Below are 19874 nucleotides of genomic sequence, written 5' to 3' on the forward strand. Positions count from 1 at the left end.
TGCAGCCAAAGACAAGTGAGTGCGTCGATTGTGCGTCACGAAACGCGCACGGCGTTCTGATGGCGCGGCGAAGGTGCCGCGCCGGTTTTCCGGACAGGCGACAGATGCAACCTCTTCAACCCATAAGGAACAGCACGAGAATTGCTCTCGGCATCCTGTTCTTCGTGCTGTTTTTTTCCGCCTGGGGCTTTGCCACGCTGGGCGGTTTCGTATCGCCGACCTTTCTGGCCGACCCCATCACCATGCTGAAGGACGGCATCTATTTGCTGACCGATCAGGGTTTTGCCAGCGATATCGGCATGACAATCTGGCGCGTGGTCGGCGGTTTCGTGCTGGCATCGCTCGTTGCCGTGCCGGTCGGCATCGCCATGGGGGCCTATAAGCCCATCGAGGCGCTGCTTGAGCCTTTCGTCTCCTTCGCACGCTATCTGCCGGCTTCCGCCTTCGTGCCGCTCCTCATTCTCTGGGCCGGCATCGGCGAGATGCAGAAGCTGCTGGTGATCTTCATCGGCGCGGTGTTCCAGATCATCCTGATGGTGGCCGTGGCTGTCGCCGGCACGCGGCGTGATCTGGTGGAGGCCGCCTATACGCTTGGTGCGAAGGACCGGGGCGTTGTTCGTCGTGTTCTCATTCCCGCCAATGCGCCCGATATTGCGGAAATCCTCCGTCTCGTTCTCGGCTGGGCCTGGACCTATGTCATTGTCGCTGAACTGATCGGCGCCTCCTCGGGCATCGGCTATATGATCATCAACAGCCAGGCGCTGATGGCGACCGGGCAGATCATCTTCGGCATCATCGTCATCGGCATTATCGGTCTTATTTCGGACTTCGCGTTTAAATCGCTGAACCGGAAGCTTTTCGCCTGGAGGCTTGCCTGATGAGCGAACTCGTTATCAAGGGCGTCAGCCGCACTTTTCCGGGTGTGCAGGGCGGGCAGCCGACGCTGGCCCTCCAGCCCACCGATCTGGAAATCCCCCGCAATGATTTCGTCACCATCCTCGGCCCGTCGGGATGTGGAAAATCGACCTTGCTGCGCATCATCGCCGGTCTCGACCGCCCAACGACGGGCGAAGTGCTGCTGTCCGGCAGGGCGGTGACGGGGCCGGGGGCGGATCGCGGCATGGTGTTCCAGTCCTACACCCTGTTTCCCTGGCTGACGATCCGCGAAAACGTCGCCTTCGGCCTGCGCGAACGCGGCGTTGCCGAGAAGGAAAAATGGGAGATTGTCGACAGCTATATCGACAAGGTCGGCCTGCGCGGCTTCGAGAACCATTGGCCGAAACAGCTCTCCGGCGGCATGCAGCAGAGAACGGCCATTGCCCGTGCCCTGGCGAACGGCCCGAAAATCCTGCTACTCGACGAGCCTTTCGGCGCTCTCGACAACCAGACGCGCGGACTGATGCAGGAACTGCTGCTCGGTATATGGGAGCGGGAGCAGAAGACGGTCATTTTCGTCACACACGATATCGAAGAGGCGGTCTTCATGGCGTCGCGTGTGGTGACCATGTCCGCAAGGCCGGGTCGCATCAAGTCGATCACGCCGGTCGACCTGCCGCATCCGCGTCACTACACCGTCAAGGCCAGCCCGGAATTTTCTGAGCTGCGCGCCAAGCTTACGGAGGAAATCCGCAGCGAGGCGATTGCCGCCGCTGCCCATGGATAGTTGATCCGGCAAAGGGGAGGATAAAAGCATCGGGATGAGGAGCACAGGCGCCGATCTTCAGGAAAAATCGCTGCACGAGCGCATTCGCAATGATGTCGAGCGCCACATCATGTCGGGCGAATGGCCGCCGGGTTATCGTATTCCCTTCGAACACGAGATGACCCGGCAATATGCCTGTTCGCGCATGACGGTGAACAAGGCTCTCGGCGAACTGGTGCAGCGCGGACTCATCGAAAGACGCCGCCGTCTCGGCACCTTCGTTCGCCAGCCCCATGCGCAATCCGCCGTTCTGGAAATCCACGATATTGAGCGGGAGGTGCAGGCGCTGGGTCTGGTCTACGGTTACCGTCTTGACAAACGACGGCTGCGTCCTGCGGGGGAAGAAGACGGCGCGGCCATGGCGCTTGCCGCCGAGGCCCCGGTCCTGGAACTCACCTGCACGCATTTCGCCGGCGGCGTTCCCTTTTGCCTTGAGGAGCGCATCATTAATGTCACCGCCGTTCCGGAGGCGGAAGCCGCGGATTTTTCACAGATCGGGCCGGGGACGTGGCTGCTGAAAATGGTGCCCTGGAGCGCTGCCGAACATCGCATCAGCGCCGTTTCCGCCGACCGTAAAAATGCAGCCGCGCTCGGTATTGCTTCCGGTGCTGCCTGTCTGGTGATCGATCGGCGGACCTGGCATGGGGCGGACTATATCACTCGTGTCCGTGTCACCTATCCCGGTGACCGTCATGCTCTCATTGCGCAGTTTTCGCCCTCGCAGAGCAGCTGAAGGCCTTCGATCGGTCAATTTTTTGTAAAGAAGAGTTTACGGGTCGTCTTTTGACAATATAATAGTTGTCAAAAGAACTCAGGTTTATTATCGGAACGTCAAGCTTTCACGACGGTATCCGTTCATGACCCCGGTTTTCAGGAACCGGTCAATCTGCGGATGAGTTCATCGACGGAAATCCGGGATAAAAATTATGTCAGCTGAGACCTCAACTTCTTCCGCATCCTTCAACAAGGCAAACACAACAAGGCATCTCTCCCTTGCCATGACTGTCACCTTGCTGGCCGGCTTGAGTGCCGGCGCGGTTTTCGCTCAGACGGCACCGGAAACCCAGATACAGACCGCACCGCAAACGGAAGCGGTTCAGCCGGCACAGCCGGCCGCTCCTGCAACGCCGAGCGCTCCGGCTGCCGCGCCCGTCCAGCCTTCCGCGACTGCACCGGAACAGCCGGCTGCCACCGCACCCTCGCAGCCTCAGTCAACTCAGCCCGCACCGGTCCAGCCTGCGCCGGCTCAGCCCGCGACGAATACCGCGCCGGGAGCCGAAGGCCTGGCGCCGCAGCCGACGCAGACCGAGCAACCCGCACAGACGGGCCAGACGACCGCGCCGAATGAAGCCGCGACCCCGATAGAGCCTGTCAGCACCGAGCCCGCGAGCGCTGAACATCGTGCGGATATCCCGCACAACCTTTCTCCCTGGGGCATGTTCATGGCGGCCGACTGGGTCGTGAAGGGTGTCATGATCGGTCTTGCCTTCGCATCTCTGGTCACGTGGACGGTCTGGGTCGCGAAGTCTATCGAGCTTGCAGGTGCGCGGGTGCGCGCCGGCTCGACGCTCAAGGTCATTCGCAGGGCAAAAACCCTGACCGAGGCCACCGAGGCCGTCGAAAAGAAGGGCGGGCCGGCAGCACTGATGCTGCGCATGGCAACCCACGAAATGCAGCTTTCCGATGCGGTGGTCGAACATACGGATGGCGGCGGTATCAAGGAGCGTGTCTCTTCGGCGCTGTCGCGTATCGAAACCCATGCGGGTCGCCGCATGTCGCGCGGAACGGGTGTTCTTGCGACCATCGGTTCCACCGCTCCCTTCGTCGGTCTGTTCGGCACCGTCTGGGGCATCATGAACTCCTTCATCAGCATTTCGGAATCGCAGACGACCAACCTCGCCGTCGTCGCGCCGGGCATTGCCGAGGCGCTGCTCGCCACCGCCATCGGCCTTGTCGCCGCTATTCCGGCCGTGGTGATCTATAACGTCTTCGCCCGCTCCATCACCGGTTACCGCCATCTGCTGGCGGATGCCGCAGCCGGTGTGGAACGCCTTGTCAGCCGCGATCTCGATTTCCGCCGTATTCCGCCGGGCAGCACCAGCAAGCCCGCAGTATCGCTGGTTGGACGGTGATCGGCCATGGCTGGCGGTATTCGCGAAAATAGCGGAGACGATCTCTCCGAAAACCACGAGATCAATGTCACGCCCTTCATCGACGTGATGCTGGTTCTTCTCATCATCTTCATGGTGGCCGCACCGCTGGCCACCGTCGATGTGAATGTCGATCTGCCCGCATCCACCGCAAAGCCGGCGGAACGCCCGGAGGAGCCGCTTTATCTGACGGTCAAGGACGATCTCTCGCTCAATCTCGGCAATGATGCGGTTGCCCGCGAAGCACTGGCCGCCACCATCGACCGGCAGACGGGCGGCAAGAAGGATACGCGCATCTTCCTGCGGGCCGACAAGGCGGTCGATTACGGCCACTTCATGGAAATCATGAATCTGCTGAGAGATGCCGGTTATCTGAAGATCGCCCTCGTAGGACTGGAAAACGCGGCTGCCGCATCGCAGCCCGCCGCCGTTGGGCAACCTGCAGCGCCGGGAACCGCGCCATGACTGAAAACGGCTACCCGCAGGCCCGGCATTCCCGTCTCGGGGAAGTGACGCTGTGGTCCGCCGCGGCGCTGCTCATGCTGGGCGTTCACGCTGGTTTTGCCTATTATCTGATGCAGGAGCCCGAAGAGCTGGATGCCGGCGGGCCGCCGCCTGCTGCAATCATGATCGAAATGGCGGCGATACCGGAGGCCGTCAAGACCGAAGAAACGACGCCCGCGCAGGATGTCGAGGACGCCGAAGAGGTGAAGAGCGACAGCAGCGAACCGGTGGAGGAAGCTGCCCCGGAAGAGCCGCCGCCACCGGAGCCGGTTGCGGAAACGCCGCCGCCGCCAGAGCCGGTGCAGCCGCCTGAACCGCCGGTCGAGGAGATCGTCGAACCGCAGGAAATTCCCGAACCCGTGGAGCCGGTCGATCCGGTTCAGGAGCAGATGATGGCGGAACTCGAAAATGTCGAGGTTCCTCTGCCCGTCATGCGTCCTCCTCCGCCGCCCGTCGAAAAGAAGGTGGAAAAAAAAGAGCCGGAAGAGAAAAAGAAGGTCGAGCGCCAGCGTCCCAAACCGCAGCAGGCATCGGAACTGCGCGAAACGGCGAAGGCTGAAGCCCAGCAGTCCGACCGGACGGCGGCATCGCGCAGCAATGCCGGCTCCTTCTCGTCCTCGTCCATGTCAAATGCCGATTGGGGTGCGAAAGTGCGCTCGGCGATGCAGCGGCGACTGGTGCGTTCGGCTGGAAAATCGGGGATGACCATTACGGTTTCATTCAAGATAGACAGCGGTGGTTCCGTCGGCGGTGCGAGGATTATTTCATCCACCGGTGACTCGGCGATGGATCAGAAGCTTCTGGCCGTCATACAAAGAGCGTCCGTCTCGCCGCCGCCGCCAGGCGCAAATACGAGTTTTACCCTGCCGATTCTTTTCAAGTAGGGTGAAACAGCCCGACCGCATAAGGGCATCCCGACTCTGGAGAGGATGGGATGCCCGATTTATTTTCCATGTTGATTTGCAGCGACCGTATACCGCAAAGTAGGACCAATCCGTCCCATCGCATGCAAGCCAACAGGAATCACGAAAATCATGAAATTCTCAATCGCAGAGGCGGAGGATCTCGTATCCTCTATCTTTGAGCGCAACGGCGTTCTGCCGCAAAACGCCCGTTCGGTAGCAAAGGCGCTCGTCGCCTCCGAGGCGGCCGGTCAAGGCGGTCACGGTTTTCGCCGCATCCCCGTTTATGTCCGGCAGGCGCGGGTTGGAAAGGTCGATGGCAAGGCGCGTCCGGTGGCGACCCGCGTGAAGCCGGGTGTGCTCTCGGTCGACGCCAATCACGGCTATGCCTATCCGGCGATCGATTGCGCCCTTGGGGAATTGCCGGACATGGTCCGGCAGCAGGGCATTGCGCTTGCCGCCATCCACCGCTCCCATCATGCGGGTGTCATGGCGCTGACCGTCGAACGCCTCGCCGAAATGGGTTTTGTCGCACTCATGTTCGCCAACGCCCCGGCATCCATGGCGCCTTGGGGCGGCAGCAAACCGCTTTATGGAACCAATCCAATCGCTTTCGCCACTCCCGTCAGCGGCGCCGATCCGCTGGTCATCGATCTCGCGCTCTCCAAGGTCGCGCGCGGAAAGATCATGGCGGCCCGCCAGAAGGGTGAAACCATCCCCGGCGACTGGGCGCTCGACCGAAATGGTCGGCCGACGACCGATCCCGAAGAGGCCATAGAGGGAACCATGGTGCCCGCAGGCGAGGCCAAGGGCGCTGCGCTGGCGTTGATGGTGGAGATCATGGCCGCTGCGGTGACAGGCGGAAACTTCGCATTCGAGGCTTCTTCCCTTCTCGACGACAAGGGAGCGCCGCCCTCTCTCGGCCACACGATCATCGCCATAGACCCGGTATCGTCAGGTGGTGCGGCCTTTACCGAGCGGCTGGCGCTCATCGCCGGCGAGATAGAAAAGCAGGAAAATGTGCGTCTGCCCGGTCGCCGAAGCCAGGGGATTCGCAAGCAGGCGCTGGAAAGCGGCATCGTGATCGAAAGCGATATTCTGGCCGAAATTCAATCGCTCTGACGTGATAATAAAAACCCGGCGGGTCGAATATGACCCGCCGGGCAAACCGTAAATGGCTGCTTTGCATTTGCGTCGATAGGGCCGGACATCATGTCCAGCCCGCTTTGGTCCGCCATCCCGCCATTGATATGGAAGGATTTTGACGCAGAAAGCCGCTCATTCGGTTTTCAGCTTACGGGAGGGGACGTTTCGCGTAAGCTTGGATATCAGGTGGCGATTACGCGTCCTGTTCGATCAGGCCGCGCAGCAGGGCGATGCTGACGGCATTCAGCAGATTGGTGGCGCCCAGCCTGTGGCGCACCCTTTCAAGAGTGTCCTTCACGTCCGCTTCGTCCGCGCCGGTTATCAAGGCGATGTGGGACGGATGCTTGCCCCGCGCGACCAGCCCCAGATAATGCCGCTCACGCTCCGAAAGGATGATTTCACGCGTCTGGCGATGTTCATGCGGCGTATTTGAAGACATTTTCTTTCAGCCTTAAAAGAGATTGGCCTTCCCGGGGCACGATCAGTCAATGATTCATTCCCCGAAACCAGCTCGTTTACCGCTCTGTCTATACGCGAACAGAAACGCTAATTTCGCCAATAGGTTTCATCGGGCATCGGTAATTATGCAATACAGGGCCGCTTTCGCAGCCAGTCGATCGCGGCGCGGACGCTCTATTCTGTGCATTGAAAGGAACTGCGACATCGATATCGCCAAGGACCACAATTGGTCTGGCGTGAAATGCAGCTTCAAGGCTCTGGAATGTTTTCGTCACACCCGAAGGATATGCGGCGCTCTAATAGGCGATGTGCCACGCCGATAGAATAACATCTCGCGCCAAGTTTTTCGTTTTATTGTTATGTTTCGGCACATATTGCGATGAGCATCGACATATTTCTCAAATTTAATGGGTCATTTCGAAATATTGATGCCGTCAACATGTATCATCCGGCGGAATGATGCGCGTGTTTCTTGCGAATGTCGGTCGGTGTCGCGCCGAACCAGCGGGAAACGGAACGCGAAAACGCACCGGGTGTCGAATAGCCAAGCCTGTAACTGATGTCGGATACCGGAAGATCGCTTTCCACGAGGAGTTTGAAACCGGCATTTTTGCGAATGGCGTCCTTTATCTCGTTGAGATTGGTGCCGAGCTCTGCGAGCCGCCGTTGAAAACTCCGTTCCGACAGGTTAAAATAGGGAGCGATCTCGCCGAGCGAAAGCTCGGCATCCGAGAGCCGCATCTGCATGTACCGCTTCACCTGGTCAATGAAATGGGTCGCGTCCGCCGATGTTTCCGGTCGCAACATGCGGCATTGCAGGTTCATCAGCTCGAACAGCCGCTCATCCGCATTCGGATTGACCACATCGAGAAGCGATACCGGAAGACGCATGGTATGGATCGGCTGGGAGAAACTGACGCGCCTGGTCATTCTTTCTTTAAATAGCTGAATATTACTTGGTTTCGGCCGCTCCAGACCGATCTCGATCTGGTTGATACGATCTCCGAGAATATCTCGGAGACGTTGTACCAGGACGGCGAGCGACAAATCCACATATTGATCGCGTTTGGCGATAACCGGCGCGAAGGACCATGACAGGGTTACCTGCGTGGCATCCGTTACCATGGTGAAATTGCTGTTGTTGGTCGCGTAATAGACATGGTCCTGAAGAAAACGCAGGAACGCCCGTACCGTCGGTGCGCTGATCAGCCCATATCCGAACGCGCCGGATGCACCCGCTGGAAAGGTGGAAGCGCATTGCAGACCGAAGGCGTCGTCGCCGGAAATCAGTGCGCAGGTTTCGAGCAGGCGGGAAAATCTATCGAGGCTGATACGTTCCGTTAGGCTGCTGAATATGGCTGGATCAATGTCCAGAGCCTTGCAGATCGGCGCGATATCGATGCCCCGGGACCGGGCATAATTGCTGACGCCGGCAGCCAGACCGGCCACCACACTTATCTCGTCGCTGACCCTTTTCTCGGGCATCCCTCGCCTTGGCGTACCATGTTTGGAAATTGTCGCCTGATGGTAAGCCTTGAGAGAGCGTTTGTCGAGCAGCCCGGCTCCGGGATTTTAAGTGCGGTCGGTGTCTGCGCTTTGCTCCAGCACTTGCATGATGGCTTGGCCGGCATCTTCGATAGCGCCGCTATTGTCGACGGTCGTCACGTCGAAATCTCCAACGACCGTCAACGAGCTGCGTTCCAGCCGCCGGAGAATATCGTCCCGGCTTTCCCGCCCGCGCTGTTCCAGCCGCCTTGCCAGCACATCCGGCCGCGCAACGATGTTCACGACCTTAAGACGGGAAAAGGCGGTGCCGAAATGCGGCAGGGCGGAACGCGAACCGTTGGCGATGACCACATCTCCCGCATTGAGATGACGATAGACAGCGGCCGGGATGCCATATTTTAACCCATGCGCCTGCCAGGACACCGCGAAGGCGCCCTCATCTTCCAGCCGGTTGAACTCGTGCATCGAAACGGCATCGTGGTTTTCACCCCCCGCATCGCCGCTGCGGGTAATGACGCGGCGGGTGAAGTGAAAGCCCGGCCGCCCACACAGTCGCGCTGCGGCATAGTCCATCAGCGTGTCCTTGCCGGCCCCGCTCGGGCCGACAATCACGATCATCGTGCCGGGCGATGCCGCGCGCCGGCTATCCTGCCCATCATCGGTCATGCCACGCGCTTGCCCTGACGCCAGACGGAACGGGCGACCGGCACACCATCCTCGCGGTGAACCCGGACCAGATCGGCCCGCAATCCCGTCGCGATACGACCGCGATCGAGAAGGCCGACGGTGCGCGCCGGCGTGGCGGTGACCATGCGCAGCGCTTCCGGCAGGCTGATGGCTTCTACCTGATCGGCGAGCAGGAATGGCGCGAAGAGCAGGCTGAAGGGCACATAGTCGGAAGAAAGAACATCCAGCACGCCGATCTCCGCGAGGTCGCGGGCGGCGATGTTGCCGGAGTGGGACTTGCCGCGAACGATGTTCGGCGCGCCCATCAGCACGCTCATACCGGCGCTGTGCGAAGCTTTTGCGGCCTCGACGCTGGTGGGGAATTCCGCCAGCTTCACGCCGTGGCCGATAGCCTCGCCGACGTGCGCTTCGGTGGCGTCGTCATGGCTTGCGACCGTAATGCCGCGCTCGGCGCAGCGGGCGGCCAGATAATCGCGGTGCTTGGCGGAATATTCCGCCGACGCCGCCTGCCGACGCCGCACGAACTCGGCGAAAGCCTCGTCGCTCAGCCCACGCTTCTTCTGGTAATAGAAGATATATTGATCCATCGACTGGAACTGGCGCTGCCCCGGGGAGTGGTCCATCAGGGAAATCAGCCGCACGCGCGGATCGGTTTCGAAATCTTCGAAATGTTCCAGCACATCCGAGGAAGCGACTTCACAGCGCAGATGCAGCAGGTGATCCGAACGAAGGCGGTTCTGATCTGCCGCGGCCTCGATGGCGTCAGCCATTTCGCGCATTTCACCCTTCTTGAAGCCGCCGTCTTCATCCGAGCCGAGCCGCAGGCAGTCGAATACGGTGGTGATGCCGGAGGCGGCCACCTGTGCGTCATGGGCCTGAATGGCGGCGATCTTGTCCCAGATCACGCCGGGGCGCGGTGAATAATGCTGCTCAAGATGGTCGGTATGCAGTTCCACCAGACCCGGGATCAAATAATCACCTTCCAGGTCTTCGCCGGTTTTGGAAGCACCTTCGCTGATATCGGCGATCTTGCCGTCACGGATCAGGACTGAGCCCAGAATAATATCGTCTTCCAGAACGATACGGGCATTGGAAAGGGCGTGCTCGGTCATGGGTTCGCATCTTTCTTTGGTGGCTGGCCAAGGGGGTGCCAGCTATGAACGGTAAAGGGCGCGCCGCGCGTTTCTTCAATGAACAAAGCGAGGCTGGAAATGCTGAGAGGTCGATCGGTGAATTCGGAAAACCGCGCCGAAAGCACCTCGTGCATGGCGGGCTGCTCGCTCTCGTCGATGCGGCCGGTCAGCGTCATGTGAAAACGGAAATCATCCATGACATGGGGATAACCCCAGAGCGACAGATTTTGCCGCTGGCTCTCCGTCAGCATCTGTGGTCGCCGACGGGCAATATCGGTCTCGGACAGAGGCGCGCGAAACCGGTCGAAATGATCGACGATCTCGGCGGCAAAATCCTGCAGCGGCTGATAGGTGCGGTCCGGGATCAGTGCGAAAAAGGGCCCGAGTGCACCGACGACGACACGCGGAATTTCGAAGGTGGACTGGCTGGCCGCGAAATCTTCGAAGGCCGTGAGCAGCTCCGCTTCGCTATATTTTTCGGCAAGTTCGAAAGGAGCCTTCAGGGTCGCGTGGAAACCGTAACGGCGTGGCTCCTCCGTCATGTCGGCATAGTCGTCGTGGTCGTCATGCAGCGTGCCGGAAAATGCGTCGCGGCCCAGCCAGCGTGACGCTGCCTCAGTTAGCGGGTGATCTTTAGCCGGAGAAAAATAGATGGCATAGCGCACGGCAAGCACTCTTCAGTGTCATGGGAGACCAGGGATGAGAAGCTATTTGGCGTGACTCGCCGGCTTCCCGCAAGGTCAGGAGTGCGAGGTAATTGGTTTCCGTGACAGAATGATGATGCCGAAGGAAAAAAGCGCCTTGGAAATGCGGCAAGCTTCCGAATGTGCTGAAGACACAGGCAGAGATGATGACGGGATAGGGGCGGCATAAATCGGGACCGCGCAAGTGTCCGGCGGAGATGACGAACATCATTACGACGTTCGCCATTCCATCCCTTCAGACTTAGTGTTGTGTTTTGCCGATCAGGCGTGAACGCAGCGAATTGGAGATGTGGTCGAACAGGAAAACGACGAAGAGGATGAGCAGGACCATATAGGCGACCTTGTCCCAGTCGGCATTGGTGCCCATCGCTTCCAGCAGTTTCAGGCCGATGCCGCCCGCGCCCACCGCGCCGATGATCGTGGCGGAGCGGGTGTTGCTTTCCCAGAAATAGAGTGACTGCGAAATGAAGACCGGCAGGACCTGCGGCAGCACACCGAAGCGGTTGACGGCAATCGGGGAAGCGCCGACCGATTTGACGCCTTCGCGCTGCTTGTCGTCGACATTTTCCAGCGCCTCGGCATAGACCTTGCCGAGCGCACCGGTATCGGTGAAGAAGATCGCGGCGATGCCGGGGATCGGTCCGGGACCGAAGCTGCGGGTGAAGAACAGGGCCCAGATCAGCATGTCGATGGAACGCAGGAAGTCGAACAGCCGCTTCATGCCCCAATTTGCGGCCCTGTTGGCGGTAATGTTGCGCGCGGCGATGAAGGCGAGCGGCAGGGCGACGAGCGTGCCGAACAGCGTGCCCACAAAGGCCATGACCAGCGTCTGCATCAGCTTGGAAAGAATATCGGCATGTTGCCAGACGCTGTTGTCGAGGAAATCATCCACCATATGGCCGATATTGGAGCGCTCGGGATCGAGCCTTTCTCCCCACAGCGCGAGAGCGGCGAGTTCGCCATAGCCCTTGCCCCAGAATTCCGATGTGGTGTCGAACAGGAAATTCGCCCATCCAAGGAAGCGGCGCTGGACATAGACCTGGCTGGTGCGGATTTCCGCCTGTCCGGCAAAACCAAAATGCACGAGAACCTTGTTGCCGTCCTGTTGGATTTCCTGCGGCACATCGTCGGATACCTGGGCCTGTTCTCCATTGATGATGACGGGATAATTCTTGCCGTCGACATAGACATCCACCCGGGTCGGGGTCACGTCGAGGCGGTTTTCCAGGCCCGCATAAACGACGCTGTAGCCACCGCCCGACAGGGGCTGCAGCCAGTCGATCTTTGCATCGACCGGATATTGTCCGCGGCTGGACCATTGCGGCTCCACCTTGCCGTCTTCGAAACGCAGGCGCGGCTGGGCGCGCCAGGAATACCAGTCCTGAATATAGCTCGAGGCACGATCCCATCGGCCCTGCATGAAGGCCGGACCGACATTGAAGAAGAAAAAGCAGCCGATGAGATAAACGGTGACAGTGAGAAGGCCGACGAGCAGGCCATATCGCTGCATGAAACTGCGATTGAACACTTGCGGATGCGCGGCCGTCAGCCTCTCGCGGTCGGCGGTGTTGAGAATGAAGCTGGACGACATCAGGCCGCTCCCCGTCCGAATTCGAAGGATTGATGGCCGATCAACCTGCGACGCAGCCAGCTGGAAAACTGGTCGACGGCGATGATGGTGATCAGCAGAAGGATGATGATGGCATAGGTCTTCGACGCATGATCGTTACCGATCGAAAGCCGGAAGACCTCGCCGATGCCGCCGCCGCCCACGGCACCGATGATGGTGGAGGCGCGCACGTTGATTTCGGCGCGCAGCAGCGCGTAAGACACGAAATTGGGCAGAACCTGCGGTACGATGGCGAAACGCACCCGCTCCAGCCAGTTGGCGCCGGCGGCGCGCAGGCCTTCATCGGGCTTCATATCGGCATTTTCAACCACTTCGAAGAACAGCTTGCCCAGAGCGCCGATCGTGTGGACAGAAATCGCGATGATCGCGGCGATTGGACCGATCGACAGGATGGCGGTGAGCAACCCGGCGACGACGATTTCCGGAAAAGCGCGCAGCACTTCCATGACCCGGCGCACCACAAAGCGCACGAGGCCGGCGCCGACAAGGTTGGTGGAGGCGAAGAAGCAGAGCACGAAGGCAAAACCCGTGCCGATGATTGTCGAGACCAATGCGATGTTAAGGGTGATGATCAGCTGGTAAATGAAATGCGGGATGTAAACGCTGTCGGTGACATAGACGCGATCCGCGACGTAATTGTATTTCATCGAACCATTGTCATAGGGCGACGGCAGATCGAACATGGCACGGAAGATTTCAAGTGGGCTATCCGGCACAAACGTTTTCAGAAAATCGAAGAAATAGGGCAGGCGCTCGAAGAACTTGCCTGAATTCGCCTCGTTGGCAAAATTCAGCGATGCCGCGAGAATGACTAGAAAGACCACGAGCGAAATGACGGTATAGACCCGCCGCGTCGCAAGCTGCTGTTGATAATGACGCATGACCGTTCGGGACGATGCGCTCAATCCCTCGGGCGTGAGGGTACCCTGTTGCAGTGTGGTCGCCATGCCGCTTTTCCTTTATTGGCAAAAAGCGGCGATGCCATAGGGCACCGCCGCTTTCAGAACATTCCGTCAGGATCAGCCGCCGATAACGGATTTACGGGCGTCGATGATCGTCTGGTAGAAGGACGGATCGACCTTGATGTAGGCGGTGTTCTTGCCCTGCGTGTAGGCCTGGAAGCAGGCGAGGTCCTTCTTGGGCAGTTCCATGAAGTAGTCTTCAACCTTCTGCTTCATGCTGTCGCCGAGCTTGTTGGTGACCATCAGCGGGCCGTTCGGGATCAGCGGCGACTTCCAGACTTCGACGATATCGTCCATGTCGAGGTTGCCCTTCTTGACCATCTGGTGAAGGTTGCCGCCCGAGTAGCCTTCTTCCCACTTGCCGACGCCCGAACCGAAGGTGGTGCCAACGTCGAACTTCTTGTCGAGAACGGCGAGAACGAGGTTCTCATGGCCGCCGCCGAAGCCGGTTTCAGAGAAATATTCCTTGATCGGCGTGCCGGTTTCCTTGGGGATCGCCACGTTCGGAACGAGGAAGCCGGAGGTGGAATCCGGGTCGGCGAAGCCGATCTTCTTACCCTTGGCATCGGCCAGCTTCTTGATGCCGCTGTCCTTGCGGGCAACCATGATGGTGTAATAGCCGCTGGAGCCGTCAGAACCCGTATAGGTCAGGATCGGGTCGACAGCCTTGGGGTCGGCCAGGGCGATCTTGGCGTAGGAGGACGCGCCCATGGAAGCGATGTCGATGGTGCCGCCGAGAAGACCCTGGATGACGCCGTTATAGTCCGGCGACGGGAAAACCTGAACTTCGGCAACGCCGGTCGCGGCCTTCAGGCCATCGGCAACGCACTTGGTGTTGCGGATCTGGTCGGCTTCGTTTTCAGAGCCGTCGAGACCGATGCGCAGAACCTTGACGTCCTGAGCCATGGCGGAACCGGCCAGAACGCCAAGCGCGACTGCCGAAAGAAGGACTTTCTTCAACATGGACTTTCTCCTGTTTCCCGGCGAGCCGGAGTTTGTTGTGAAGTATCGGCCCTTGACGCGGGCGCAAACGATGCTGAGCGGTTCCTCAGAGCCCGGCGAGAGCGAGCGGTTCGGGGCCGGCAGATTGCTGCACCGGACGCGCGGGAAGCTGCGCGCCGGGAATATTTATGCTGGTCGAGGTCATGGTCTCGTCGATGCCCGACCCTTGAGAGTCGGTTCCGTAAATCTCCGTGACGGCCGCAGCCGTCAGCTCAGTAGGGGTTCCGTCGAAGACGACGCGGCCCTGAGACATGCCGATGATGCGTTCGCAATAATTGCGTGCCGTATCCAGCGTATGCAGGTTGGTGATGACCGTAATGCCTTCGCGCTCATTGATGTCGCGCAGCGCGTCCATCACGATCTTGGCGTTCAGCGGGTCGAGGGAAGCGATCGGCTCATCGGCGAGAACCATCTTCGGAGACTGCATCAGGGCGCGGGCGATGGCGACGCGCTGCTGCTGACCGCCGGAAAGCGTGCCGGCAGCCTGCATGGCCACATGCTCGATGCCGAGCCTTTCCAGGGCGGCGATGGCCATCAGGCGCTCGTCATTGGTGAAGATGTTGAACAGGCTGAGCGCCGTCGAGCGGTGATTGAGGCGACCGAGCATGACATTGGTGAGCACATCGAGGCGCGGCACCAGATTGAACTGCTGGAAAATCATGGCGCAGTCGCGCTGCCAGCTGCGAAGCGCCGCGCCCTTCAGCGCCGAAACTTCCGTGTCGTTGAAATGGATGGAACCCGAGGACGGATCGACGAGGCGGTTGATCATGCGCAGCAGCGTCGATTTTCCCGCACCCGAGCGTCCGATAACGCCAACCATCTGGCCCTGCGGAATTTCGACATTCACGGAATCGACCGCAGTGTGGTTGCCAAAGCGGCGCGTGACTTGCTTCAGGTGAAAGCTCATTTCCCCGTCCAATCTTCTTTTTGACGGGGTTCGGCGTAACAGCGGTGCGTGAAGTGTGGATGTCAGTTTGATGAATAAAATATTACAGATTTCACGGATCTCGCATCCGCCTGTTCGCCGACAAAGCTTTCGGGAGGAATCTTGGACCGTTCAATTCCGCGTGTCTTTTTTAATCGCATAAACAAAAATCCCGGGGGTGCCCCGGGATTTGCAGGTGTTCGGCAGAGGGAGATTTCATCCGCCATATTTCGCGACAAAACCCTCGGCGTCCAGATTACGGAAATCCTCGAGAGCGACGCGCAATGCCGCGTGGTCCCAGTCCCACCATTTCAGATTATCCATTTGCCGGCCCAGTTCCGCCGGGAAGCGCTCCCGGATCAGCCGGGCGGGCACGCCGCCGACGATGGTATAGGGCGCGACGTCTTTTGAGACGACTGCACCCGCCCCGATCACCGCACCGTTTCCCACCGTGACACCGGGCAGGATCGTCGCACCATGACCGATCCACACATCGTGGCCGATGACGACGCGTTTGGCGCGGCGGGCGGCAAAGAAGTCCGTCTCATCCTCCGCATCGTCCCAATAGTTGTGGGCACGATAGGTGAAGTGATGCAGCGTCGCCCGCTGCATCGGGTGATTGGTGGCGTTGATGCGGACGGAGGCGGCGATGTTGACGAATTTGCCGATGGTGGCGCACCAGATCGCACCGTCCTGCATGATATAGGAGTAATCGCCCATCTCGACCTCCTCTATACGGCAGCGTTCCGAAACTTCGGTATAGCGACCGATCGAAGAGTTGATGACACGGGCGCTTTCGTGGATGACGGGTTCCAGACCCACCTTGACGCTCATGCCGCTGCCTTTCTGGGAGAAAACTGTGAGACGTCCAGAATGCGGTCGGCCACGGCTTCCCGCACCTCCTCGTCATGGAAAATGCCGAGCAGTGCCGTGCCCTTCTGTTTTTTCTCGACGATCATATCGACGACGACACGCCGGTTGAGGGCGTCCAGCGAGGCCGTCGGTTCGTCCAGAAGCAGGATCGCATGGTCGGTGATGAAACCGCGCGCGATATTCACGCGCTGCTGTTCGCCGCCCGAAAAGGTTGCCGGCGGCAGTGACCATAGTTCCCGTGGCAGGTTGAGCTTCGAAAGCAGCATGGCTGCGTGTTCGCGGGCTTCATCGGCGGCAACCTTGCGCGCCAGAAGCGGTTCGGCAACGACATCTATGGCAGCGACACGCGGCACGGTGCGCAGGAACTGGCTGACATAACCGATGGTGCGGTGACGGATATCGAGGATCGTGCGCGGCGAGGCGTTGCCGATATCGACGACCTGGCCCTCATGACGAACGAGAATCTGCCCGCTGTCGATGGCGTAGTTGCCATAGAGCATTTTCAGGATCGAGCTTTTGCCGATGCCGGAGGGACCGCCCAGTACGACACATTCGCCGCCGCAAACGGAGAAATTGACATCGCGCACAACGGGCAGTTCGATACCGTCGCGAAGATGCATGGTGAAGCTTTTGAAGACTTCCGAAACGATAAGAGGCGTCGGCATGGCGTCAAACCTGCAGAATAGAGGAAACAAGCAATTGCGTATAGGGCTCGCGCGGGTCGTCCAGCACCCGGTCGGTCAGGCCGTGCTCGATGACATCGCCGCCCTTCATCACCATCATGCGATGGGAAAGCAGCCGCGCCACCGCCAGATCATGGGTGACGACCACGACAGCAAGACCGAGATCGTTGACGAGACCGCGGACCAGATCAAGCAGGCGCGCCTGCACGGAGACATCGAGGCCGCCGGTCGGTTCGTCCATGAAGACGAGGCGCGGCGAGGTGACGAGGTTGCGGGCGATCTGCAGGCGCTGGCGCATGCCGCCGGAAAAGGCGCGTGGTTGGTCGTCGATGCGGTCGGTGCCGATTTCCACCCGCTCCAGCCATTCGCTGGCCGATTGCCTGATATTGCCGTAATGCCGGTTGCCGACGGCCATCAGCCGCTCGCCGACATTGGCGCCGGCCGAAACCGCCATGCGCAGCCCGTCCGCCGGGTTCTGGTGCACGAAACCCCAGTCGGTCCGCATCAGGAAACGCCGTTCGGCCTCGCCCATATGATAGAGGTCACGCACCGAACCGTCGCGCATGCGATATTCCACGCTGCCCGCCGTCGGCATCAGCCGGGTGGAAATGCAGTTGAGAAGCGTGGTCTTGCCGGAACCGGATTCGCCGACGATGGCCAGAACCTCGCCGGGATAAAGCTCGAAGGAGACATTGCGGCAACCGGCGCGGTCGCCATAATATTTGGAAACGTCCCTGACTTTCAGAAGCGGTGCGTCGCTCATTCTGCGGCCTCCTTCACATCCGCCAGCAGGTGGCCTTTATGGCCATGGGCGCGGCGGTCCTCGCAATGGTCGGTATCGGAGCAGACGAACATCCGTCCGCCCTTATCATCAAGCACCACCTCGTCCAGATAGACATTCTCCGCACCGCACAGCGCGCAGGGCTTGTCGAAGCGCTGGATCTCGAAGGGATGGTCCTCGAAATCGAGGCTGACGACGTCGGTATAGGGCGGCACGGCATAGATGCGCTTTTCGCGTCCTGCGCCGAAGAGCTGCAGGGCGTCCGAGAGATGCATTTTCGGATTGTCGAATTTAGGGGTCGGAGACGGATCCATCACGTAACGCCCGGCCACCTTTACCGGATAGGCATAGGTGGTGGAGATGCGTCCGTTGCGGGCGATATCCTCGTAAAGCTTGACGTGCATCAGGCCGTATTCCTCCAGCGCGTGCATGACACGCGTTTCGGTCTCGCGCGGTTCGAGGAAGCGCAGGGGCTCGGGAATGGGAACCTGATAGACGAGGACCTGACCCGAATGCAGTTCTTCTTCGGGAATGCGGTGCCGCGTCTGGATGATGGTCGCATCCTTGGTGCGGGTGGTGACGGTAACATTAGCCACCTTCTGGAAAAAGGCGCGGATGGAAACCGCATTGGTCGTGTCGTCCGCGCCCTGGTCGATGACCTTCAGTACATCGTCTGGGCCGAGGATGGAGGCGGTTACCTGCACGCCGCCAGTGCCCCAGCCATAGGGCATGGGCATTTCGCGGGAAGCGAAGGGAACCTGATAACCGGGAATGGCGATGGCCTTGAGGATCGCCCGGCGGATCATTCGCTTGGTCTGTTCGTCCAGATAGGCGAAGTTGTAGACAGCCAGCCCGTCGTCAAATGAAACTTCTTCAAGCATTGCGCGTTAGCCTTGTGAAAAAAGGAGTACAAGCTCATGGAGATTGGAATTCTTGCAGCCGTGTTCTTTGCTGTGTTTGCAGCATCGACCGTCTTTTGCGCTTACTGGTTTGGCGAGCAGCACAGCCGCTGAGCTATTCGGCCGCATTGCCCATCCACTCCGCGCCATTGGCGTTGACCGCCTCGAAATCGGCACGCATTTTCCTGACCAGACCGAGTTCGGCCTGGAAATCCACATAATGCGGCAGTTTCAGATGTTCGACGAAGCCCGTTGCCTGCACGTTGTCGGCGTGTGAAATGACGAATTCCTCGTCCTGCGCGGGGGCCACGACGTCCTCGCCGAATTCGCCTGCCCGCAGCGCCCGGTCGACCAGCGACATGGCCATGGCCTTGCGCTCGCTTTGGCCGAACACCAGACCGTAGCCGCGCGTGAATTGCGGTGGCGCCTTGGCAGAACCCTTGAACTGGTTGACCATCTGGCATTCGGTGACCTGTATGTCGCCCAGCGAGACGGAAAACCCGAGTTCCGGCACCTCCAGTTCCACCTCCACCTCGCCGATGCGGATTTCGCCGACGAACGGATGGGTGCGGCCGTAGCCGCGCTGCGTCGAGTAAGCGAGCGCCAGAAGGAAACCCTCGTCACCGCGCGCCAGCGATTGCAGGCGCAGGTCACGCGGCATCGGAAACTCCATCGGCTCCCGTGTCAGATCGCCGGCAATATGGTCAGCCGGCATATCGCCGTCGGTTTCGATCAATCCTTCTTGCGCTAGAATGTCTGAAACCCGCATGACATGTTCCGGCTCGCCTTCGCGCTGGGTGGCTGTCTCAACGGCCTCGTCCTCAAGAAGCGAAGGATCGAGCAGGCGATGGGTGTAGTCGAAGGTCGGTCCCAGCAATTGCCCGCCGGGCAGATCCTTGTAGGTCGCGGAAACGCGCCGCTGCACCGTCATGTCAGCGGTATCGACCGGAACCGAATAACCGAAGCGCGGCAGCGTCGTGCGGTAGGCACGCAGCAGGAAGATGGCCTCAATCATGTCGCCGCGGGCCTGCTTGACGGCAAGGGCTGCAAGCGACTGATCATAAAGAGACGCTTCCGCCATCACCCGGTCGACGGCGAGCGAAAGCTGCGAAACGATCTGCGACACCGTCATCGCGGGCAGGTCACGGTCTCCGCGCCGCTTGTCGGCCAGAAGCCGGTGGGCGTTGGCAATGGCGGTTTCCCCGCCTTTGACAGCAACATACATC

21 protein-coding genes are annotated in these 19874 nt (G+C 60.0%); 7 read left to right on the plus strand and 14 right to left on the minus strand.

The genetic code is table 11. From position 1 onward, the window contains the following. Positions 1–104: 104 nt before the first annotated feature. The 7 genes from ACQZ60_RS00465 to ACQZ60_RS00495 all read left to right on the plus strand — a co-directional run bounded on the left by ACQZ60_RS00465 (position 105) and on the right by ACQZ60_RS00495 (position 6380). Positions 105–878, plus strand: a complete 774-nt coding sequence (locus ACQZ60_RS00465; RefSeq protein ID WP_020809179.1) for an ABC transporter permease — start codon at positions 105–107, stop codon at positions 876–878. Beyond that, the gene (locus ACQZ60_RS00470; protein WP_020809178.1) at positions 878–1663 is read left to right on the plus strand and encodes an ABC transporter ATP-binding protein; all 786 of its coding nucleotides are present in this window, start codon (positions 878–880) and stop codon (positions 1661–1663) included. The genes ACQZ60_RS00465 and ACQZ60_RS00470 overlap by 1 nt, the downstream gene beginning before the upstream one ends. 34 nt (positions 1664–1697) lie before the next feature. Continuing rightward, positions 1698–2435, plus strand: a complete 738-nt coding sequence (gene hutC, locus ACQZ60_RS00475; RefSeq protein ID WP_020809177.1) for a histidine utilization repressor — start codon at positions 1698–1700, stop codon at positions 2433–2435. A gap of 193 nt (positions 2436–2628) precedes the next feature. Then, the gene (exbB, locus tag ACQZ60_RS00480) at positions 2629–3834 is read left to right on the plus strand and encodes a tonB-system energizer ExbB (RefSeq protein WP_031233509.1); all 1206 of its coding nucleotides are present in this window, start codon (positions 2629–2631) and stop codon (positions 3832–3834) included. 6 nt (positions 3835–3840) lie between these two features. Next, positions 3841–4317: a TonB system transport protein ExbD gene (exbD, locus tag ACQZ60_RS00485; RefSeq protein ID WP_020809175.1), complete on the plus strand. Its 477-nt coding sequence runs from the start codon at positions 3841–3843 to the stop codon at positions 4315–4317. Beyond that, the gene (locus tag ACQZ60_RS00490; RefSeq protein ID WP_020809174.1) at positions 4314–5240 is read left to right on the plus strand and encodes an energy transducer TonB family protein; all 927 of its coding nucleotides are present in this window, start codon (positions 4314–4316) and stop codon (positions 5238–5240) included. Before exbD ends, ACQZ60_RS00490 begins: the two co-directional genes overlap by 4 nt. 150 nt (positions 5241–5390) lie before the next feature. After that, positions 5391–6380, plus strand: coding sequence for an Ldh family oxidoreductase (locus ACQZ60_RS00495; protein ID WP_020809173.1), 990 nt, complete (start codon positions 5391–5393; stop codon positions 6378–6380). Between the two features lie 217 nt (positions 6381–6597). Here ACQZ60_RS00495 and ACQZ60_RS00500 read toward each other — a convergent pair whose 3' ends face one another. The 14 genes from ACQZ60_RS00500 to ACQZ60_RS00565 form a co-directional block, all read right to left on the minus strand. Further along, positions 6598–6843, minus strand: a complete 246-nt coding sequence (locus tag ACQZ60_RS00500; protein WP_020809172.1) for a helix-turn-helix domain-containing protein — start codon at positions 6841–6843, stop codon at positions 6598–6600. Positions 6844–7307: 464 nt separating this feature from the next. Beyond that, positions 7308–8348: an AraC family transcriptional regulator gene (locus ACQZ60_RS00505; RefSeq protein ID WP_020809171.1), complete on the minus strand. Its 1041-nt coding sequence runs from the start codon at positions 8346–8348 to the stop codon at positions 7308–7310. Positions 8349–8435: 87 nt separating this feature from the next. Further along, positions 8436–9035, minus strand: a complete 600-nt coding sequence (phnN, locus tag ACQZ60_RS00510; protein ID WP_020809170.1) for a phosphonate metabolism protein/1,5-bisphosphokinase (PRPP-forming) PhnN — start codon at positions 9033–9035, stop codon at positions 8436–8438. Then, on the minus strand, positions 9032–10168 hold the full coding sequence (locus tag ACQZ60_RS00515; RefSeq protein ID WP_020809169.1) for an alpha-D-ribose 1-methylphosphonate 5-triphosphate diphosphatase: 1137 nt from the start codon (positions 10166–10168) through the stop codon (positions 9032–9034). The genes phnN and ACQZ60_RS00515 overlap by 4 nt, the downstream gene beginning before the upstream one ends. After that, positions 10165–10854: a DUF1045 domain-containing protein gene (locus tag ACQZ60_RS00520; protein ID WP_448734586.1), complete on the minus strand. Its 690-nt coding sequence runs from the start codon at positions 10852–10854 to the stop codon at positions 10165–10167. Before ACQZ60_RS00520 ends, ACQZ60_RS00515 begins: the two co-directional genes overlap by 4 nt. A 280-nt stretch (positions 10855–11134) precedes the next feature. Beyond that, a complete protein-coding gene (phnE, locus tag ACQZ60_RS00525) occupies positions 11135–12484 on the minus strand; it encodes a phosphonate ABC transporter, permease protein PhnE (protein ID WP_448734587.1) in 1350 nt (449 codons plus the stop codon). Then, positions 12484–13470 (minus strand): phosphonate ABC transporter, permease protein PhnE, encoded by a 987-nt coding sequence (phnE, locus tag ACQZ60_RS00530; protein ID WP_269828381.1) that lies wholly within the window; start codon positions 13468–13470, stop codon positions 12484–12486. The genes phnE (ACQZ60_RS00525) and phnE (ACQZ60_RS00530) overlap by 1 nt, the downstream gene beginning before the upstream one ends. A 72-nt stretch (positions 13471–13542) precedes the next feature. Then, positions 13543–14448, minus strand: coding sequence for a phosphonate ABC transporter substrate-binding protein (gene phnD / locus ACQZ60_RS00535; protein ID WP_035264407.1), 906 nt, complete (start codon positions 14446–14448; stop codon positions 13543–13545). A gap of 85 nt (positions 14449–14533) precedes the next feature. Next, complete coding sequence (gene phnC, locus ACQZ60_RS00540; protein WP_035264410.1) at positions 14534–15394, minus strand: phosphonate ABC transporter ATP-binding protein; 861 nt, start codon at positions 15392–15394, stop codon at positions 14534–14536. Between the two features lie 234 nt (positions 15395–15628). Beyond that, positions 15629–16246 (minus strand): transferase hexapeptide repeat family protein, encoded by a 618-nt coding sequence (locus tag ACQZ60_RS00545; RefSeq protein ID WP_448734588.1) that lies wholly within the window; start codon positions 16244–16246, stop codon positions 15629–15631. After that, positions 16243–16950, minus strand: a complete 708-nt coding sequence (gene phnL / locus ACQZ60_RS00550; protein WP_003524417.1) for a phosphonate C-P lyase system protein PhnL — start codon at positions 16948–16950, stop codon at positions 16243–16245. The genes ACQZ60_RS00545 and phnL overlap by 4 nt, the downstream gene beginning before the upstream one ends. A gap of 4 nt (positions 16951–16954) precedes the next feature. Beyond that, positions 16955–17731: a phosphonate C-P lyase system protein PhnK gene (phnK, locus tag ACQZ60_RS00555; protein ID WP_003524419.1), complete on the minus strand. Its 777-nt coding sequence runs from the start codon at positions 17729–17731 to the stop codon at positions 16955–16957. Continuing rightward, on the minus strand, positions 17728–18630 hold the full coding sequence (locus ACQZ60_RS00560) for an alpha-D-ribose 1-methylphosphonate 5-phosphate C-P-lyase PhnJ (RefSeq protein WP_020812955.1): 903 nt from the start codon (positions 18628–18630) through the stop codon (positions 17728–17730). Before ACQZ60_RS00560 ends, phnK begins: the two co-directional genes overlap by 4 nt. Before the next feature lie 133 nt (positions 18631–18763). After that, positions 18764–19873: a carbon-phosphorus lyase complex subunit PhnI gene (locus tag ACQZ60_RS00565; RefSeq protein WP_020812953.1), complete on the minus strand. Its 1110-nt coding sequence runs from the start codon at positions 19871–19873 to the stop codon at positions 18764–18766. Between the last annotated feature and the right edge of the window lies 1 nt (position 19874).

It is taken from the genome of Agrobacterium sp. 22-223-1 (genome assembly GCF_053522385.1).

What these genes read in the sequence shown, in the direction of transcription:
- ACQZ60_RS00565 (WP_020812953.1), bottom strand. Translation starts at nt 19,873, where the DNA reads ATGTATGTTGCTGTCAAAGGCGGGGAAACCGCCATTGCCAACGCCCAC.
- ACQZ60_RS00545 (WP_448734588.1), bottom strand. Translation starts at nt 16,246, where the DNA reads ATGAGCGTCAAGGTGGGTCTGGAACCCGTCATCCACGAAAGCGCCCGT.
- phnE (WP_448734587.1), bottom strand. Translation starts at nt 12,484, where the DNA reads ATGTCGTCCAGCTTCATTCTCAACACCGCCGACCGCGAGAGGCTGACG.
- phnK (WP_003524419.1), bottom strand. Translation starts at nt 17,731, where the DNA reads ATGAGCGACGCACCGCTTCTGAAAGTCAGGGACGTTTCCAAATATTAT.
- ACQZ60_RS00500 (WP_020809172.1), bottom strand. Translation starts at nt 6,843, where the DNA reads ATGTCTTCAAATACGCCGCATGAACATCGCCAGACGCGTGAAATCATC.
- phnC (WP_035264410.1), bottom strand. Translation starts at nt 15,394, where the DNA reads ATGAGCTTTCACCTGAAGCAAGTCACGCGCCGCTTTGGCAACCACACT.
- ACQZ60_RS00515 (WP_020809169.1), bottom strand. Translation starts at nt 10,168, where the DNA reads ATGACCGAGCACGCCCTTTCCAATGCCCGTATCGTTCTGGAAGACGAT.
- phnL (WP_003524417.1), bottom strand. Translation starts at nt 16,950, where the DNA reads ATGCCGACGCCTCTTATCGTTTCGGAAGTCTTCAAAAGCTTCACCATG.
- ACQZ60_RS00560 (WP_020812955.1), bottom strand. Translation starts at nt 18,630, where the DNA reads ATGCTTGAAGAAGTTTCATTTGACGACGGGCTGGCTGTCTACAACTTC.
- phnN (WP_020809170.1), bottom strand. Translation starts at nt 9,035, where the DNA reads ATGACCGATGATGGGCAGGATAGCCGGCGCGCGGCATCGCCCGGCACG.
- ACQZ60_RS00505 (WP_020809171.1), bottom strand. Translation starts at nt 8,348, where the DNA reads ATGCCCGAGAAAAGGGTCAGCGACGAGATAAGTGTGGTGGCCGGTCTG.
- ACQZ60_RS00470 (WP_020809178.1), top strand. Translation starts at nt 878, where the DNA reads ATGAGCGAACTCGTTATCAAGGGCGTCAGCCGCACTTTTCCGGGTGTG.
- ACQZ60_RS00465 (WP_020809179.1), top strand. Translation starts at nt 105, where the DNA reads ATGCAACCTCTTCAACCCATAAGGAACAGCACGAGAATTGCTCTCGGC.
- ACQZ60_RS00490 (WP_020809174.1), top strand. Translation starts at nt 4,314, where the DNA reads ATGACTGAAAACGGCTACCCGCAGGCCCGGCATTCCCGTCTCGGGGAA.
- phnE (WP_269828381.1), bottom strand. Translation starts at nt 13,470, where the DNA reads ATGGCGACCACACTGCAACAGGGTACCCTCACGCCCGAGGGATTGAGC.
- exbD (WP_020809175.1), top strand. Translation starts at nt 3,841, where the DNA reads ATGGCTGGCGGTATTCGCGAAAATAGCGGAGACGATCTCTCCGAAAAC.
- exbB (WP_031233509.1), top strand. Translation starts at nt 2,629, where the DNA reads ATGTCAGCTGAGACCTCAACTTCTTCCGCATCCTTCAACAAGGCAAAC.
- ACQZ60_RS00495 (WP_020809173.1), top strand. Translation starts at nt 5,391, where the DNA reads ATGAAATTCTCAATCGCAGAGGCGGAGGATCTCGTATCCTCTATCTTT.
- hutC (WP_020809177.1), top strand. Translation starts at nt 1,698, where the DNA reads ATGAGGAGCACAGGCGCCGATCTTCAGGAAAAATCGCTGCACGAGCGC.
- phnD (WP_035264407.1), bottom strand. Translation starts at nt 14,448, where the DNA reads ATGTTGAAGAAAGTCCTTCTTTCGGCAGTCGCGCTTGGCGTTCTGGCC.